The sequence below is a fragment of the Agrobacterium tumefaciens genome (genome assembly GCA_025559845.1).
Classification (GTDB): Bacteria; Pseudomonadota; Alphaproteobacteria; order Rhizobiales; family Rhizobiaceae; genus Agrobacterium.
On record CP048470.1, the window covers coordinates 1621616 to 1636368 of the forward strand.

Annotated in this window: 18 protein-coding genes; 11 read left to right on the forward strand and 7 right to left on the reverse strand. The window is 49.5% G+C overall.

Annotated features, from left to right (window positions below; translation table 11 throughout):
- Positions 1-44: 44 nt before the first annotated feature.
- Both FY156_23855 and FY156_23860 read right to left on the reverse strand, forming a co-directional pair.
- Entirely contained in the window at positions 45-380 is a 336-nt protein-coding gene (locus FY156_23855) for a hypothetical protein (protein UXS04499.1), read from the reverse strand.
- 98 nt (positions 381-478) lie between these two features.
- Entirely contained in the window at positions 479-796 is a 318-nt protein-coding gene (locus FY156_23860; GenBank protein ID UXS04500.1) for a hypothetical protein, read from the reverse strand.
- A gap of 854 nt (positions 797-1650) precedes the next feature.
- On the opposite strand from FY156_23860, the gene FY156_23865 reads away from it, so the two are divergent.
- Positions 1651-2283 (forward strand): hypothetical protein, encoded by a 633-nt coding sequence (locus tag FY156_23865; GenBank protein ID UXS04501.1) that lies wholly within the window; start codon positions 1651-1653, stop codon positions 2281-2283.
- Positions 2284-2443: 160 nt separating this feature from the next.
- On the forward strand, positions 2444-2932 hold the full coding sequence (locus FY156_23870) for a hypothetical protein (GenBank protein ID UXS04502.1): 489 nt from the start codon (positions 2444-2446) through the stop codon (positions 2930-2932).
- Between the two features lie 30 nt (positions 2933-2962).
- Here the strand turns inward: FY156_23870 and FY156_23875 are convergent, their stop codons facing one another.
- Both FY156_23875 and FY156_23880 read right to left on the reverse strand, forming a co-directional pair.
- Positions 2963-3202: a hypothetical protein gene (locus FY156_23875; GenBank protein ID UXS04503.1), complete on the reverse strand. Its 240-nt coding sequence runs from the start codon at positions 3200-3202 to the stop codon at positions 2963-2965.
- 756 nt (positions 3203-3958) lie between these two features.
- A complete protein-coding gene (locus FY156_23880) occupies positions 3959-4231 on the reverse strand; it encodes a hypothetical protein (GenBank protein ID UXS04504.1) in 273 nt (90 codons plus the stop codon).
- 259 nt (positions 4232-4490) lie between these two features.
- Here FY156_23880 and FY156_23885 point away from each other — a divergent pair, with 259 nt between their 5' ends.
- From FY156_23885 to FY156_23900, 4 genes are all read left to right on the forward strand, one after another.
- Complete coding sequence (locus FY156_23885) at positions 4491-4886, forward strand: hypothetical protein (GenBank protein UXS04505.1); 396 nt, start codon at positions 4491-4493, stop codon at positions 4884-4886.
- Between the two features lie 43 nt (positions 4887-4929).
- Positions 4930-5454: a hypothetical protein gene (locus FY156_23890; GenBank protein UXS04506.1), complete on the forward strand. Its 525-nt coding sequence runs from the start codon at positions 4930-4932 to the stop codon at positions 5452-5454.
- A gap of 76 nt (positions 5455-5530) precedes the next feature.
- On the forward strand, positions 5531-6448 hold the full coding sequence (locus tag FY156_23895; GenBank protein ID UXS04507.1) for a hypothetical protein: 918 nt from the start codon (positions 5531-5533) through the stop codon (positions 6446-6448).
- Positions 6449-6461: 13 nt separating this feature from the next.
- Entirely contained in the window at positions 6462-6968 is a 507-nt protein-coding gene (locus FY156_23900) for a hypothetical protein (GenBank protein UXS04508.1), read from the forward strand.
- On the opposite strand, the gene FY156_23905 is transcribed toward FY156_23900, so the two are convergent.
- Positions 6965-7243 (reverse strand): hypothetical protein, encoded by a 279-nt coding sequence (locus FY156_23905; GenBank protein UXS04509.1) that lies wholly within the window; start codon positions 7241-7243, stop codon positions 6965-6967. The genes FY156_23900 and FY156_23905 overlap by 4 nt on opposite strands.
- Before the next feature lie 112 nt (positions 7244-7355).
- Here FY156_23905 and FY156_23910 point away from each other — a divergent pair, with 112 nt between their 5' ends.
- Positions 7356-8120: a hypothetical protein gene (locus FY156_23910; protein ID UXS04510.1), complete on the forward strand. Its 765-nt coding sequence runs from the start codon at positions 7356-7358 to the stop codon at positions 8118-8120.
- A 335-nt stretch (positions 8121-8455) separates the two neighbouring features.
- On the opposite strand, the gene FY156_23915 is transcribed toward FY156_23910, so the two are convergent.
- The gene (locus FY156_23915; GenBank protein ID UXS04511.1) at positions 8456-9139 is read right to left on the reverse strand and encodes a hypothetical protein; all 684 of its coding nucleotides are present in this window, start codon (positions 9137-9139) and stop codon (positions 8456-8458) included.
- A gap of 62 nt (positions 9140-9201) precedes the next feature.
- Positions 9202-10083, reverse strand: coding sequence for a hypothetical protein (locus tag FY156_23920; protein UXS04512.1), 882 nt, complete (start codon positions 10081-10083; stop codon positions 9202-9204).
- 681 nt (positions 10084-10764) lie between these two features.
- Between FY156_23920 and FY156_23925 the strand changes: the two genes are divergently transcribed.
- The 4 genes from FY156_23925 to FY156_23940 all read left to right on the forward strand — a co-directional run bounded on the left by FY156_23925 (position 10765) and on the right by FY156_23940 (position 14693).
- The gene (locus FY156_23925; GenBank protein ID UXS05226.1) at positions 10765-11832 is read left to right on the forward strand and encodes a hypothetical protein; all 1068 of its coding nucleotides are present in this window, start codon (positions 10765-10767) and stop codon (positions 11830-11832) included.
- A 31-nt stretch (positions 11833-11863) separates the two neighbouring features.
- The gene (locus tag FY156_23930) at positions 11864-12643 is read left to right on the forward strand and encodes a hypothetical protein (GenBank protein UXS04513.1); all 780 of its coding nucleotides are present in this window, start codon (positions 11864-11866) and stop codon (positions 12641-12643) included.
- Positions 12644-12869: 226 nt separating this feature from the next.
- Positions 12870-13481 carry a recombinase family protein gene (locus tag FY156_23935; GenBank protein UXS04514.1) on the forward strand — a complete coding sequence of 204 codons (612 nt, stop codon included), beginning with the start codon at positions 12870-12872 and terminating at the stop codon, positions 13479-13481.
- Positions 13482-13625: 144 nt separating this feature from the next.
- Positions 13626-14693, forward strand: coding sequence for a hypothetical protein (locus FY156_23940; protein UXS04515.1), 1068 nt, complete (start codon positions 13626-13628; stop codon positions 14691-14693).
- The last annotated feature ends 60 nt before the right edge of the window (positions 14694-14753 follow it).

A 14753-nucleotide genomic window follows, 5' to 3' on the forward strand; every position in this document is an offset into this window, starting at 1 on the left:
ATGGAAAGGCCCGGCTTCTTGACCGGGCTTTTCTGTGAGTTGATTTAAGCGGCCTTGGAGTTTGCTGCTTCTCGCTCGGCGCGTATCTCGGCCAAGATGCGATAAGGCTTTTCACAAGCGGCTTTGTAACGGGCTTCACCCTGCGCTTTCATCTCCGCGATATTATCCTCGCGTTGCTGCCGATACTTCTCCATCGTTTGCTTGTGCCGGAAATCAATGAACATGAAGCCCAATATAATGATGCCGACGAATGGCATTGCGAATGGGAAGAAGAAGCAGCCCATGAGGAAAAGTGCGAGGCCCGATATGTGGCCGACTTTGAGTTCGGATAGTTTCATGTTGTCCATTTGGTTCTCCCTTCGATTATCTTCGGCAAGCATGTTGCCGTTAGTCTCAAAGGGCAACCTATGGAAAACCCTGCTAGCGGGTTGCACTAGCAGGGCTCCCATCGGGAGGAGTTTTGCTATGTCACTGCCTTCTATTTATCGCCTGATGCTTCCTGCACTGCTCTTAACTCGGCTATCCATTGTTTCTTTGTGATGGTCGTGGTCTCTTTGGCCGTGGGTACGGCGAATTGACCGTAAATAGGACGCCGCTCAACAATAGTCAGATTGCCAATCGCCCACGGTTCATTCGTATCCGTGCGTAAAACGTACTTCGCATTCGGGGCGATGATGTTCTTTGGGGTTCCCCACCGGATGAAGTCATCAACGGTCATTTCCCAGTCTTCGTCATCGCGGATTGCGCGCCGTTTCAGTGCATAGAACTTCTGTTTTAAACGCTGTTCGTCTTGCATTCGTATCCCTTGAAAAATACCCCGAAGGCTTCACTTTGAGTGAAGGCCTTGGGGCTGAGCAGCAGACGCGCACTTGCAGCGTCCGTGGATATTTACGCCACGGGGCGCGATGTAGATCGTGAAATCAGCAGGATCAGAAAGCAGTCATAGAGGCTAATAGAGCGCCAGGACGATGCTGCGCGTATGGCTGCGTGGCTTGCTGCGAACGCAGCCAGTAATGCTCTTTGATGTGTTTGTGTGTGGTTTGGCGGCAGTCGCTTCACTTCGAGCGAGGGCAGATGTCGCGCCCATTTTTCTCGATTCCCCAACGGCTATGCCAATGATCTCAAGAACCCAAATTGGGAAGCGCGGAGCGTAGCGACCAAACCCAATGGCTATGCCGTCTATCCGATTGGGATTTCCCAAATCGGAAGGAGCGCAAGCGATTGCGCTAGCAGGAGTGAGCGGGTTTGAGTGCCAACGAAAAACGCGAAGCGATGTGCAACCGCGTGTTTAGTAAGTTGTATCAAGTGGAGTGCTTTGGTTGTCTATATAGAATATAGATAAGTTAAGTATTCTACTTCATATAATTTGCTAGTACACGATATACTATTATGAGTTAGGTATTCTACTTCAAGGCTGTTGATGTGAACGGCGATGCGGATAGCGCAATTCCGCTAAATACAAACGCAGGCGTTCCAGTCTGCGCTTTATGTCTGGCGACATCGACCTCGGATTACTCCAATGATCCGAGGTCTTTTTATGAGTAAAAATAATGACTTATGAGCCTCTAAGATAGTAGATTACATAAATAGATACAGCAGAACATAGAAATTGGAGTTTCCCTGCTGTAACGCCAAACATAAAGGTCAAAAATGAAAGCCAAAGAATTTCTGATACTCACACGAGTGCAATCCAAACTCGTTGATTTCCCCGAAACGCAGGTCGAAGACTTCGTAGAGAAGATGTTCAAATTCTACTCACGAAGCGCGAAATACCAATCAGAGCGCGGCGTCCAGTTCACGCTAACTTTCGATGAATACCTGTCGCTGTTCGATAGCAGCGTTCTCAACAGTATGGCGCGTTCGTTCCAGAAGGGAACCATCGAGAAGCGCCAGTCTTCCGATTATGCACTCGTTCTTAGTTGGAAGTCCCGGCAGGACAAATTGTCGGGTGTAATGAACGCGGACACGGCTCAGATCTGCCCTCGCGGTGTTTCCATACACAACTGCAAATACCTTCCCGGTGAAGAACGGGATGAGAAGGCACGCAAGAAAATGTCCGACAAGAAAAAGGGCAAGGCGCGTCCAGAGAGCGTGAAACAGAAAATCTCTGAAACCAAGACCGGCCAGAAATACGAGGACGCGCACTGCAAGGCTATTTCCAATGGCTTAAAGGGCAAAGCAAAAACTGCGGAATCCAATGCGAAGCGCGCTGCGACAGCAAGAGCAAATTGGGCAGCAAAGAAACTACAAAAGGAGAACTCAGCAAATGAGCAACAATTCTGAATTGATCAAAGCCATTAACGACGCAGAGAACGCCATTACGAAGGCGATAAATGCGTTGAAAGACATTGCTTCGGGAATGAGGCCGAAGAAATAACGGTGGCTATCCCCCACATAGGGATGCAAGCCAAAAATAATAAAAAGACTATCAGGAGTTATTACAATGACGATTTCACAAAACACATTTTCAGATATTTTCGCAGTCGTAGAGAAGGTAATTGAACAAGCGCCGGATTACCTTGCACTGGACCCAATTGCAGACCTCAAGGCAAAGCCAACGGTTCGCATTCGCTACACTCGTAAGCCGAAGTTGAACGCGACCAGCGCGTTCATGACCCTGCGTAAGACGGACAAGAACTGGATCGGACTACTGCTGGGCGACCTATGCCATTTCGTGACAGGCGCACAGGCGGATATCGCAGTCATGCATAGCAGCGCCAGTGCAAAGAGCACCGTCAAGAAGCGCGCTCAGACATGGGGCGAGTTCGTTGACGAACTGTACCGGGACAAGATCAGCGACCGCAATGACATCAGCGAAGCACAGGCAAAGCAGTTGGTGAAACTCGTCGAACTGCTGTCGTCCAAGGGCATGAAACTCAAGGGCTGCGGAACTCTCGAATTTGTCGATGAGGCAGGGCAGGTGCTGGCATGACAACCGCATCTGGAGAGGTAGCGGTCATCGTCATGCGTTGTCCTTGGGAACAGACTTGCGAATGTTGAAGGAAATTTCGGCAACCGTTCCAAGCGCAAATGAGAAAAGCAAGCCGTAGAAACCGCGATCAAAATGTTTCGCGCTGCTGATACCGGCTGCGGCCTGCTGTTGAAGATCGAGTTGTGCGTACTGAAAGCCCATCGCTATTTGTGCTGCCGAACCAACTAGGCCTAACACGGCGACGACAAACGCGCATCTTGTGAAGAACATTCGAACACTCCCGTAATCGATCTAATGTTGTCGCCGTAACATGCTTTACGGGAACTTCAAATGAGGCTCTGATCGATGACTTCTGGTTTAACCATTTGGGAAAACCGCCGTAGCCAGACGCAGGATCGATGATAGGCCGGGTACGACTTCGGGGCCTTTCCACGCGAGGAGAAGCATCGCAAGTGTCCCGAGCCACCAGCGCGTGGGAATTTCCAGTCTGTGCCCTCGATTTTTCACGTACAGCCACTTCATAACGGACCTCAAGCAAACGATCAGTCACAACAGTATCCGGGCCAACAGTTGTTGCGGGAACCGGATTGACAGACGTTAGCCGACATCAATTAATATTTTCGCAAGTTTTATGAAAATTCTCTTAAAGTAGACCTTGAAGCGTTAACCTTTGCTCCCCAAATCAATTTTAACGGGCTGAAATGCCCTCCGTAAAAGGCCACGACGTTTCCTCGCAAGGGTTCCATCAACGGCCTTTCTCTTGAGGAAACTCTTGCGAGCGTCGGCTTCACGAGCATGAGATGGTCAGCCTTGGAGGCTCTCATGCAGCAATACGAAGGAACATACGAGTGTACTCACTCTTTGCTCTGGAATATCGCAATGCCAAGGGCGAGACATACAAAATGGTCCACTCTTTCGGTATTACCGATATTCGGATCATTAGTTTGATCTCGCTACTGAATAGGATCTTCCCTTAGTGGATGATTATCAAGATCAAGCCTCTCGGAGTAATCCGGGGGGCTTTTTCTATCCGAGTACACCAAGCCAAATCAACGCATGTATCAGCACGAAGGCAAACGCTGCCATCGCGGCAAACGCTACGGCCCATCCACCGATGACACGCAGGGTCTCGTTACGGCTGGTATGATCGCCAAGCAATCCAATGCCTAGGACAACGCCTACAATCGCGAAGACCACGAACGCTTCCACCTTCTGCTGGCCTTCGCCAAGCAGCGTAGCAGCAGACCCTAAGAGCAGGGCAAACCCGATTATGCCGATGTGTCGTAGATAGCGCGTCATGTCGCTAAATTAGCCTCAACACGAATACCGTGTAAACACTGTGGCGATGCTACTGCACGGGTTTCCCCTATTTCTCAGGCGAAACTTCGAACTGGCATAAAATTAGCAGACGGAAGTTTGCTCATTTTGAGTCCTTTTGGAATGCCTCGGTCTTCACGCCGGGGCATTTCCATTTGAGCGTCCAAATGGGCGAAAGGCCGTAAATACGGATATGAATCCGCAGTTTCCAGATGGGTTCCAGAACAAGGCAGAACCCATCATGATCGAAACAATCATCACTTTCCTCAAGGCATTCGCAGCGTTTCTCACAAGCATCGGCGTCAATCCGGCACACCTGTTCGCAGGGCTTGCCGGTGCATTCGTCCGCATGTTCATTCAGGGAAAAAAACTCACGACAGAGGTCATCAGCGGCTCATTCGGTGGCGCGCTCTGTGCCGTGTACTTGGCTCCGCTTCTCGCGCAGTGGCTCAACATTACAGACGCAGCCGCTAACGGCGGTCTTGCGTTTGCAATCGGAATGATCGGGCTGTCACTGGCAGAGGGCTTTGTAAGGATCGCACAGCGATGGGCAAACAATCCGCGTATCGGAGATATCAAGAAGATCGCGGATATCGTCAACGACAGCCGGAATGATCGCAAAGACGAGCCGGATTGATCAAGACCCATAAATACCCGGAAGATTATTTCCAAGGTGTTCAATGAGCCAAACAATCAACAAACACATGAAGACCATCCGGGAGCAGCGCAGAATCCTACATGACTGGGCTGCGTATGAGGCGTTACTGGATCGCTATTGGGACACACCCGGACATGCGGTGATCTACGACTACGATACCATCGTCGCCGGCTACCATCACAACTTAGATATCGCGGAGCAGCGGTTGAAGATTGCGGCCAGCGAAGGGAACGCCGTCGATATCTCCGATGCACAGGTCGGACATAACCTGCGGCTGGTGATCGATCCTAGAAAGGTCGGCAAAGGCAATATCGGAAGCAAGCAGAATGCCCGCGCTGATATCCTTGCGATGGATTTCTACAGATGCTTTGACCGCATACCGCAAGCACAAGCACATGTGCTGACTATCCCGCATATCACAGCGCCAAAGCCAGATGCTCCGATTGCAGACCTCGCCCTGGCATTCTTAGTCGCACGTTATGAGCCGGTAGTGCTGGCTAGTTTCGAAGACCCAGCGGACGCGATGCTTTACAGACTCAGCGTATGATTTATCGGGATAACCTTGCGCAAGTGTAGCAAGCAAAATCAACTCGCCCTAAAGTGTCTCTGCAATGGAGATGAACATGGGCTTGCTTGCGGAAATTCAGAATGACGCTTTGAACGACTCAATTCCTGTTGCGACGATGTTGCGTAAAGTCCTCGTTCTGGCCTCTTATCTGGATAGCAACGTTTTGGAGGAATGGGTTACGCATGAATTGAACGGGTATCCCACGAAGGTGGATTTACCTTCATATCGACTGCTGAAAATGGATTTTAAAGTTTCGGGTAGCAACGGGTTCCAGTCCGTCGAAGGTGCCCCACTACCATCGCACGCGGTAGCAAGCGCGACAGGCAAATCGGACATAGACGTTCTTAAGTTTCGAGAGGCAATAGGCACCATTGACGCTGAAACTCTCAAAGCAAGCGATTATCTTTCCGTCAATATGATGAACTATGCGCATTTTCTTTTACGCAAGAAGGTGATTGAACCGAGTTACTCAGTGCACAATTTTTGGGGAACGCTGGCACCATACCAAGTTATAGGCGTCATCGAGGCTGTGCGTAATAGAGTTCTCGAGTTCATCCTGACACTCCGCAAGTCATATCCTCATGCCGATGAGATTGACGGGTTGACGACGCTAACTCCAGAGATGAGTAAAACGGTGACAACAATATACAACAACACAATACACGGTAACGTGGGCATTGCAGGCGAGGCTAATAATTCGACAGTAAACATAGTCGTGAATCAGGGAAGCATGACTGATTTACGGAAGCAACTGGTCGGGCACAGCGTTGATGACGCCGACATTCTAGAATTGGAAGCCGCACTCGCTGCAGAGCCAAAAATTGGATCTGACAAGCGTTTTGGCCCAAAAGTAGCGGCTTGGATTGGCAGCATGGTGGGAAAGGCGGCATCTGGCGCGTGGGACGTAAGTGTTAATGCTGGAGGTGCTTTGCTTTCTACCGCTCTCTTGAAATATTACGGAATGACCGACTAACGGGAAGTAGGAAATGAGGCTGGTCTTCACGTCAATTGTATTCCTCTGCGCGGGTGCCGCAATCGCTCAAGAACCGGCTACAAATTTCGCAGGAACCTACTATTGCAAGATTTCTGCGGCGGCGGGATTGAAGCAGAACCCAAGCACAAAAACCTGGGAGGGGACGAGATTTAACGTCCAAGATGAAGCCTACAAAGTGGTCGTGACGGACATCAATGAAACGCACCAGACGCAACATTATGGGAATTGGCGCGTATACAAAATCAAAATAAACGAGTTTGGCGCTGCGCCCAATAAATTAGGATGCGCAGGGCGCGTGCAGGTCGATCCGAACGACCGCGAGAAAATCGCGATTTCCGATTACGGCGCTACTGAGTGTTATTTCTTCGGTACTGTCTACAGCCTCGACTTTAAAACGAACCTCTTCCAAGTGATGTTTGAAGGCGGCTACATGGATCCAGACAAGCAAAACACGGACACCCCCTACATCGCTGTCGGAAAATGCGACAAGATTGGCTAATCGACAACCAGCCCGACAAGCCGACGAGATACAGCGCAGGTATCAATGAGCGTTTCGGGTTTGTTTAGAACCGCAACCAGTTCCTCTGCCGTCATCGGACGCAAGCGGTACTCATAAAGCGCCATTGCAGCCAAATCCGAGTAGTCGGGATCAAGCCGCTTTAACTCCTCACGTTGCTCCAGTGCCGCAGCCCGACACGCATCCTCCGAGACAGCAAAGAACAGAGTTTCATCCGATCCCGGCGTGATCTGGTAAGCCCAAACTGTGATTTCCATGTGCAGCCTCTTTTGTGAATCACCGCCCTACGTATAGTTGTGCGGATAGAGATCGCAATCTGGTGAATTCTACAAATCGGGCAACTGACAAAAGTGTCAGTGAGGGGCAAGCATGGCAGATAAGAAAACCAAAAAGAATAAGACGAACTGGATTGCTTGGGGCATCACGTTAGTTGTGATTTACGTAGTGGCATTCCTATTGGTGGTTGGGCCAAACGACATTGCGAACTTCTTCCGCAGCAAGACATCCGAACTCAACAACATTGGTGATTTTCTCGCTGGAGTGTTCGCGTTTCCAGCCTTCGTGCTGCTCGCTACAGCAGTGCTCACACAGCGACAGGAACTTAGCGAAACACGTGATCAATTCGATCAAAGCCAAGATGTGATTGACGCCCAACTGGCGCTGATTAAGACGCAAAACAAGTTTTCACACAGAGCAGCACAGGCGAACTACAAGTTGGCGATCCACGACAAGCGGCTCTCTGTCTATCTGAAACTCAAGGAATGCGCCAACAAGATGCTCAGTTCGGGTACGATTGAGGAGCCAACACATACTCTAATCTATGAGGCATTAGAGGGCGCAACTTTCGTCTTTGGTGATGATGTGACGAAGTATGTTGCTGGCCTACGGGACAAAAGCAACGAGTTCTATCGGGCCGATTTCAAACTGAAATTTTTAGGTACTAAGCAGAGGAACGCGACGATAACAGAAGCGCAGAAGAAGGAGGTCGATAAACTCATTGATGACATGACGGACATCGAAAGGTGGTTCCTCGAAAATATGACCTTCCAGATCCTTGAAGAGAAGTTCGCAAGTTCCCTCAGGTTGCCAGAAGATATTGCCCTTGAGGACTCTGGAACGACTAAGACCCCTTGACCCTTACGGGCTTCCACACGATGCGTTCGGCCACTCGCTCGAAATCAACGGGTTCAGAGGTAATGTCACAGGTGCCGGGGTCGCATTGTTTGCCGCGGAAGCGGATGGTCCGATAGTCGCGGTGCTTTCCGTATTGTGAGGCCAAATCCCAAGCATAAGCCTTGGCCTCGCGCCCGCATTGTTTACAGCGGGCCACGATCAGCATTCGACGTTCACTAGCGTATCCAAGAGTGCGGTTAGGCATTACCTGAGAGTAGAACGAAGCGGGAACGCCGACAAGACTTCACTCAAAGTGAAGATACAAAAAAGCCCCGGCGAACCGGGGCTTTTCTGTACTAAGGACCAAATGAGCAAACGGGGTACCATCCCATGTCGTCCTGGCCTGTCCTATCGGGCAAGCCTAGATGGGACTCAACCTGCCAAAGAAACAGATACTTGAGTGCCATCCTCTCATTCGGCAAACCATTCACTTCGAATTTGTCGCGCCATATGTAGTACCAAGGATACCGGCGGCTTAGTTCGTACTTGGTGAATAAACCAGTATACGCGCCGCGCTGATCCGGTGGTAGTTCGATAGGGCGACGGATAAAGCAGTGGTCGCGTTTGGTGAGGGCTGAAACATCATGTTCCAGATTGGTCGCCTCAATTAGAAGTTCGCTGTGCTTTTCTGATAATTGAGAATAGCGCAGGCGCTTTTCGCTGTCGTCCATTCGGAGGTTGGACTTAATTGCACGCCATTTCCCATGGACTTCGTTCAGTTCGCTTGCCGTCCTCTGTGAGGCTGACACAAAGGCTTGCAGTTGAGGATCGGCCAGTTCATGTGCTTTGCGCAGAGACTGCGACTTGTACTTGAAGTCGTCCCACATCCTTTCGATCATGATGAAATCAAAATCAGTGAATACCGATTTGAAGTCCTCTGGATAGATTAGATCAGGACCACCCCGCATAAGCCGGTCGCGAAGTCCAGTGAGCCGCTGCTTACGCAGTTGATCACGCACTCGATCATTAAACGCGCTCATGCAGCCCTCCAGACGAAAAAGGGGCGGAATGACCGCCCCTTTTGTTTTCTCCTCTATCGATATCAAACATCGGTGCTGACCTTCGATGCGGCCATTGCCTTGTTGTAGGCAGTGGACATTTCGATGGTCCGACGCTTCACGAGACCCAAAAGTTCATTGTGGGCCAACCCGGTGTCACCGAGAATTTCCAAACCGTTGGGACCTAAGCGAAAGATACCTGATCCGTAGTTGTCTTCACTCAAAGTGAAGGCGGCTTTCATCGCTTCCGTATAGGGGATAGTGACGATAGGCTTGAGAGCCGCCGCTTTAGTTTTCGCCTCAGTGGTCCAAACAGTGCGTTCGCGACCGTGAGGGTTTTGCTGCGCAGTGTCAGCCTTCACGATTTCGGAGACCGTTGGCTTGATGGTTTTTCCATCAAGAAGAACAAGTTCAGCCTCACCTAGCAACAGGTCTGCCACATGTTCATGGCTGTACCCGTTGTGAAGGAAAAAGCGGATCACACTCGCGTACTTTTCATACGAGCGGTTGGGATACCACTTCCTCTTGTTTTCACCGTCATCTAGGACGACAGGCTTTCCATTTTTTAGAACAAGTTCCCAATGGCCGTCGATCATCCGAACCAGCGGAAGGAAGATGTTTGGTGCCGGTTTGTTGGCATCTTCCTCACCGGTGAGTTTTACTGGCTCAAGTCCATGTCGCTTGCACATGATATCGAGCGCAGCAGTTGTTTTGGCATCACCAATATAAGCAGCCCCCATTTCGACAAGAGCAGCGACCATTTTGGCCATTGCTTTGCGTCCACGAGCCTCTGCTCCTTGCAGGTTTGCTACGGCATCCTTCACTTTCGAGACAATTTTCTTTGCTTCGAATAGGTGAGTAATGCCACCAGCGTCGACACCTTCAACTGCGGAATTGATAGAGGTTTCATTTACGTTGATAGTCATAGCGTGCTTCCTTTCAGTTACGCTGATTTTCCCGTGATCGGGTCAATAGTCTTGACCACGGGTTAGACCGCAACGTTGGACCCCACTGACTGCTCAGTGTGCCAGATCACCAACAACGCCGGAAAAACGCGCCCTTTCGACGGGCTGTGCTTGGTGACTAAAAGAAAGGCTTGCGAAGGCCACCACAAAGAGAATCCCTTTAATGGCTTCTTCCGAAAAGACTGGCTATCCGCACGCAAATGACAATTTCAAAGAACAGTCCGGTTGAGCAATCAACAGGACAGGGGCGTTCTATCATGGTTCATTTCGATTGCAAGTATAAAAATGAATTAACCATAGAATAGATGGAGTGTAGCGTTAATAAGCACTTCACTTGCTAGTGAAGATGCTGAATATACGGAGTATTTGTTAATTTAATTTCTAAAATTTGATCTAAATTGCTTCACTTTGAGTGAAGCATATTGGAATGTTCGTTCGCCCTAACGTCAAAACTAGGTTGTGGAGTTATCAAGTAGTTGGTTGCAGTTGGTATCGTTCCTCGCAACTATGCGTTCAATTGGTCCGGGGTGTGTCGCAATGGCTTTCAGAGAAAAAACGACCTTCGTAATAGGTGCGGGGGCGAGTGCCGAGTTTGGATTGCCTGTAGGGTCCGGTCTCGCAGCGGAGATTAAGAAAGCCGCCCTGTTGGACAGATATGATCCTGAGAATCCAACTCAGCGGATAATTCGCAGACTGTTGGAGGAAACGCCTACGGCGGCGGCTCGCTCTCGCGAAGTAAAAGCACTCCACGACATTCACGAGGGTATTCACACGGCAGTAAGCATCGATGCCTTCATCCATCGCCACCGCGAGGACGAAGATATCGCCTACTGGGGCAAGATATTAATTGCTCTGGAGATTTTGAACGCGGAACGTAAATCTTCGCTGTCGTCGGATCATTGGAACAACTTCGCCGCTGATCCTAATGTCGTTTTGTTTCCAGATGACAGGAAACTAAAAAACCCGGATTACACATGGATCGGTCACTTCTTCCGCATCCTGTCAGATGGTGTGCAGAACTACCAAGACCTCGGCAAAGACATAACGATAATCTGCTTCAACTATGATCGGTGCATTGAGGTGTACCTCACTGAAACGATCGCTGACGCTTATCGTATTCCGGTGGAGACGGCGCTGCGATTTGTCGAGTCGAATTTCAGAATTATTCACCCCTACGGATATCTAGGTCCGATGACTGTCGTTCCCGGTGGTAGTGGGAAAGACAGACTTTCCTACGGCTACATCGTGGACGATCTAGAGACGGTAAAGGGAGTAGCCCAAAATATTCAGACCTACACTGAGCAGGCACACGACGCGGGTAAGGTTTGGAGTATACATGAGGCAATCAGCGAATGTAAAAATCTGATATTTCTTGGATTCGGTTTCAATAACCAGAACCTCGATTTGCTGAGGGTGAAGACCAATTTTAACCGTAACGCTAAACCTAAAAACGTCTACGCGACCTGTTTTGGTCTTTACCCGCAGATCAAAGAGACACTCACGCGCCGTATCCTCGACCTTTTTTTGGATGAGCCGCAACACGGTGACTGGCTTAGCCGGGTCAATTTGGAATTTGACGTGGGCTGTGCAGAGTTGTTACGAATACACGACATGAATTTTAGTTCTTTCATTCAACGGTATATCCGTTTGGAACAGGAAATGCGCGGAATGGTGTCGAAGGTCGAGCGTTACTCCCCGTATAACAAGTAGTTAATTCCACACCAATTTTACGGGGCAGGGTTTGAGCGATAACGCCAATTCATTTGGGCCGAGCGTTGGTCGAAAAGCCACGATAATCGGAATAGTTATACTAGTTGCACTGGTTCTGATCGTGCTTAAGGTTGTCCAGTTAGACGCCGTGCAGGAAATCTGCGGCGAAGATAGTTCAGAAATCTTGTTGAAGCGGCTCACCGACTGCGCAGGTCTGAGCACATTCGGTGACTTCCTAGCAGGGGTTTTCGCCCCACTTGCATTTATTGGCTTGGCGGCAACTTACTTTCTCCAGCGCGAACAACTTCGATTAGCAATCGAAGACAGTAGGAGGAACCAAAAGGCCAGACTGAAAGAGGCGGCTCTGAATTATGCGAGTATACAGGCAAACCACAAAATGGCGCTCTATGATAAGCGCAAGTTTGTTTTTGACAGACTAGTCGCGGCTAGTGAGGGATATATGACCTCGGTCACGGACGACATGCTAGCAAACCTAAAGTTGGCCCTTTACGACGCCCAATTTGTATATCCTGACGAAGTTCACCAGTGGATTTTGTCAATGCTTGAAACGTCATTTCGTCTTCGGATGCAGACAGGGTTTATTGCTGAAAATGACCCGAAGAAAAACAGACAGTCGTGGTCGACACAGGACCAGGACGCTTTAGATGAAGCCTACGATAAGGAATCTGAATACAAACGGGTTTTGCACGACAACCTCCGCGAAACTCCGCTTTACGACCGCTTCAAGCCATATCTGAAACTACCAGACACAGTAACGGTTGACGCTGCGACTGATGCGAGAGGTACGTGAACAGCGACAAAACAGCAGTAATTGGAACTGTGCGGACCTATGTAATCGCTTTGCAGACCTATGTAATTCAACACACGATCCGCCATAACCTGCTGCAAAACTGCCAAAAACTTTTCAAACCGGCGAATTCTTAGCCTTTTGCATCAAAGGGCAACCTATCTTTGCGCTCGCATTCAATTCTTTTTGGCAACAGACATACGACGCACATCGAATGTCAGAGGTTGTCATGCAGTACGTTGCTTATTACCGAGTTTCCACGCAGAAGCAGGGTGCGAGTGGTTTGGGCTTGGAGGCTCAACGCGAGGCTTGCAAGCGTTTCAATCCGCTTGCCGAGTACATAGAAGTCGAGTCCGGTAAGGACAACGACCGCCAGCAACTGCGTGAGGCAATGGAGTTCGCAAAGGCCAACAAGGCAATGCTGATCGTTGCCAAGTTAGACCGGCTCTCACGTAAGGCCTCGTTCATCTTGAACCTGATGGATGATGGCTTTCGGTTCCGTTGTGCGGACATGGAGAACGCCGACGAGTTTCAACTGCACTTGTATGCGATCCTCGCACAGAAGGAACGCACGATGATCTCCGAGCGAACAAAGGCTGCGCTGGCCAAGGCTAAAGAGCGTGGCGTGTTGTTGGGTGGCTCACACAGTTCGAAACAAGAGCGTGCGGACACCTTCGCACAAAGCATTCACAAAGACGTACAGATGCTCTTGGACAGCGGCATCACAACGCCAGCAGCAATTGCTAAAGCCCTTAACGAACGCGCTATACGGACATCTAGAGGATCACTATGGGGTGCTGGACAGGTAATTCGTCTGCTTCGAAGGGTAGGGCAAGAATGAAGCGCATCCCCCCCTTTGAGCAAAATAATCTCTATATCTGCGTTCCAACCGTCTGAGTAAATTCTGCAAAAAGTTCCTTCAGGCAATGCAACTTTAAGGTTTACTCATGCATGACTTGAACTTGATAACGACGGGAGTTGTTCAGTGGGCCGTATGAAAGAGTGGATGATGGAACGGATGGAAGCGCAAGCAGAATTCGTTGAGTTCGTCCAAAAAATCCTAAGCAAACAACGATACGAGTTCAGACATGGGAATGATCCGTGGGAGTCTTACCCTGACGATCCCTATCCGTACGATTTCGGTGTTCGCGGTCCAGACGGAGTATTATCGCTTGTGGACGTCAACGTATATGGTTCAAGCCAAATTGACCCCGCACTGATTGCTAACGCATTATTGAAACTCTCTGCTGAAGCAAAGAAATTTCCGGAGACGGTACGCACGATTTTGGTCGTTAATGTGGAATTGCCGCGCCAGAGTTCCATGTTGGAAGGCAGATTAGACGGAGTAGACTATCAGGTTATAGATTTGCGGAAAATAAGAGGGTTCATTGGTGAAAATGAAGACGAAATGGACAGACTCTACGAATTACTGGATTTTCTTCGCGACGATCACCCAGATACTTTAGGGCCTGCACTAACTCCGCAAATATTCGATAGGCTGATACGAGCCGCCCAGCGCAATCAGAAAGCGTTTTCCCCGCTTGTGGAGGATATTAGGAACTGCCCTGAAGGAGATGGGCACGCGTTTGAAACAGTATGTTCCAAAGCAATAGAGGCCGTTTTCGCAAACGAGTTCAATCGATGGGTTAGACAAAATTATGTAGAGGGAGGATTTCATAAACTCGATCTTCTTGGTCACCTACATCCCAAAAACGACTTTTGGCTTGGGCTAAGGAGCGACTTTCGAACACGATACATTGTTTTTGAATTTAAAAATTACAAAGAGGCAATTTCTCAGAACGAAATCTACACCACGGAAAAGTATCTTTTTCCGGGGGCGCTACGAACCGTTGCAATAGTTGTTGCCCGTAACGGTGAAGACGCAGGCGCTTCTCGCGCGAGAAATGGAGCGTTACGTGAGTCTGGCAAATTGATACTCATGCTGACGCAGGCCGACCTGATAACCATCATCGAGAAGTTCGAGGCGGGAGAAGATCACCATGAACCACTGGTCGATGCCCTGCATAACATGTTGCGTTCCCTTGGACGCTGATATTGGTGAACAAGCATATAAAGATTGACTGAGTAGGTCTCAGCAGCGGAAGGGACACCC

Coding starts and splice junctions, on each gene's coding strand:
- FY156_23855 (UXS04499.1), bottom strand. CDS start 380: ATGCTTGCCGAAGATAATCGAAGGGAGAACCAAATGGACAACATGAAA.
- FY156_23860 (UXS04500.1), bottom strand. CDS start 796: ATGCAAGACGAACAGCGTTTAAAACAGAAGTTCTATGCACTGAAACGG.
- FY156_23865 (UXS04501.1), top strand. CDS start 1,651: ATGAAAGCCAAAGAATTTCTGATACTCACACGAGTGCAATCCAAACTC.
- FY156_23870 (UXS04502.1), top strand. CDS start 2,444: ATGACGATTTCACAAAACACATTTTCAGATATTTTCGCAGTCGTAGAG.
- FY156_23875 (UXS04503.1), bottom strand. CDS start 3,202: ATGTTCTTCACAAGATGCGCGTTTGTCGTCGCCGTGTTAGGCCTAGTT.
- FY156_23880 (UXS04504.1), bottom strand. CDS start 4,231: ATGACGCGCTATCTACGACACATCGGCATAATCGGGTTTGCCCTGCTC.
- FY156_23885 (UXS04505.1), top strand. CDS start 4,491: ATGATCGAAACAATCATCACTTTCCTCAAGGCATTCGCAGCGTTTCTC.
- FY156_23890 (UXS04506.1), top strand. CDS start 4,930: ATGAGCCAAACAATCAACAAACACATGAAGACCATCCGGGAGCAGCGC.
- FY156_23895 (UXS04507.1), top strand. CDS start 5,531: ATGGGCTTGCTTGCGGAAATTCAGAATGACGCTTTGAACGACTCAATT.
- FY156_23900 (UXS04508.1), top strand. CDS start 6,462: ATGAGGCTGGTCTTCACGTCAATTGTATTCCTCTGCGCGGGTGCCGCA.
- FY156_23905 (UXS04509.1), bottom strand. CDS start 7,243: ATGGAAATCACAGTTTGGGCTTACCAGATCACGCCGGGATCGGATGAA.
- FY156_23910 (UXS04510.1), top strand. CDS start 7,356: ATGGCAGATAAGAAAACCAAAAAGAATAAGACGAACTGGATTGCTTGG.
- FY156_23915 (UXS04511.1), bottom strand. CDS start 9,139: ATGAGCGCGTTTAATGATCGAGTGCGTGATCAACTGCGTAAGCAGCGG.
- FY156_23920 (UXS04512.1), bottom strand. CDS start 10,083: ATGACTATCAACGTAAATGAAACCTCTATCAATTCCGCAGTTGAAGGT.
- FY156_23935 (UXS04514.1), top strand. CDS start 12,870: ATGCAGTACGTTGCTTATTACCGAGTTTCCACGCAGAAGCAGGGTGCG.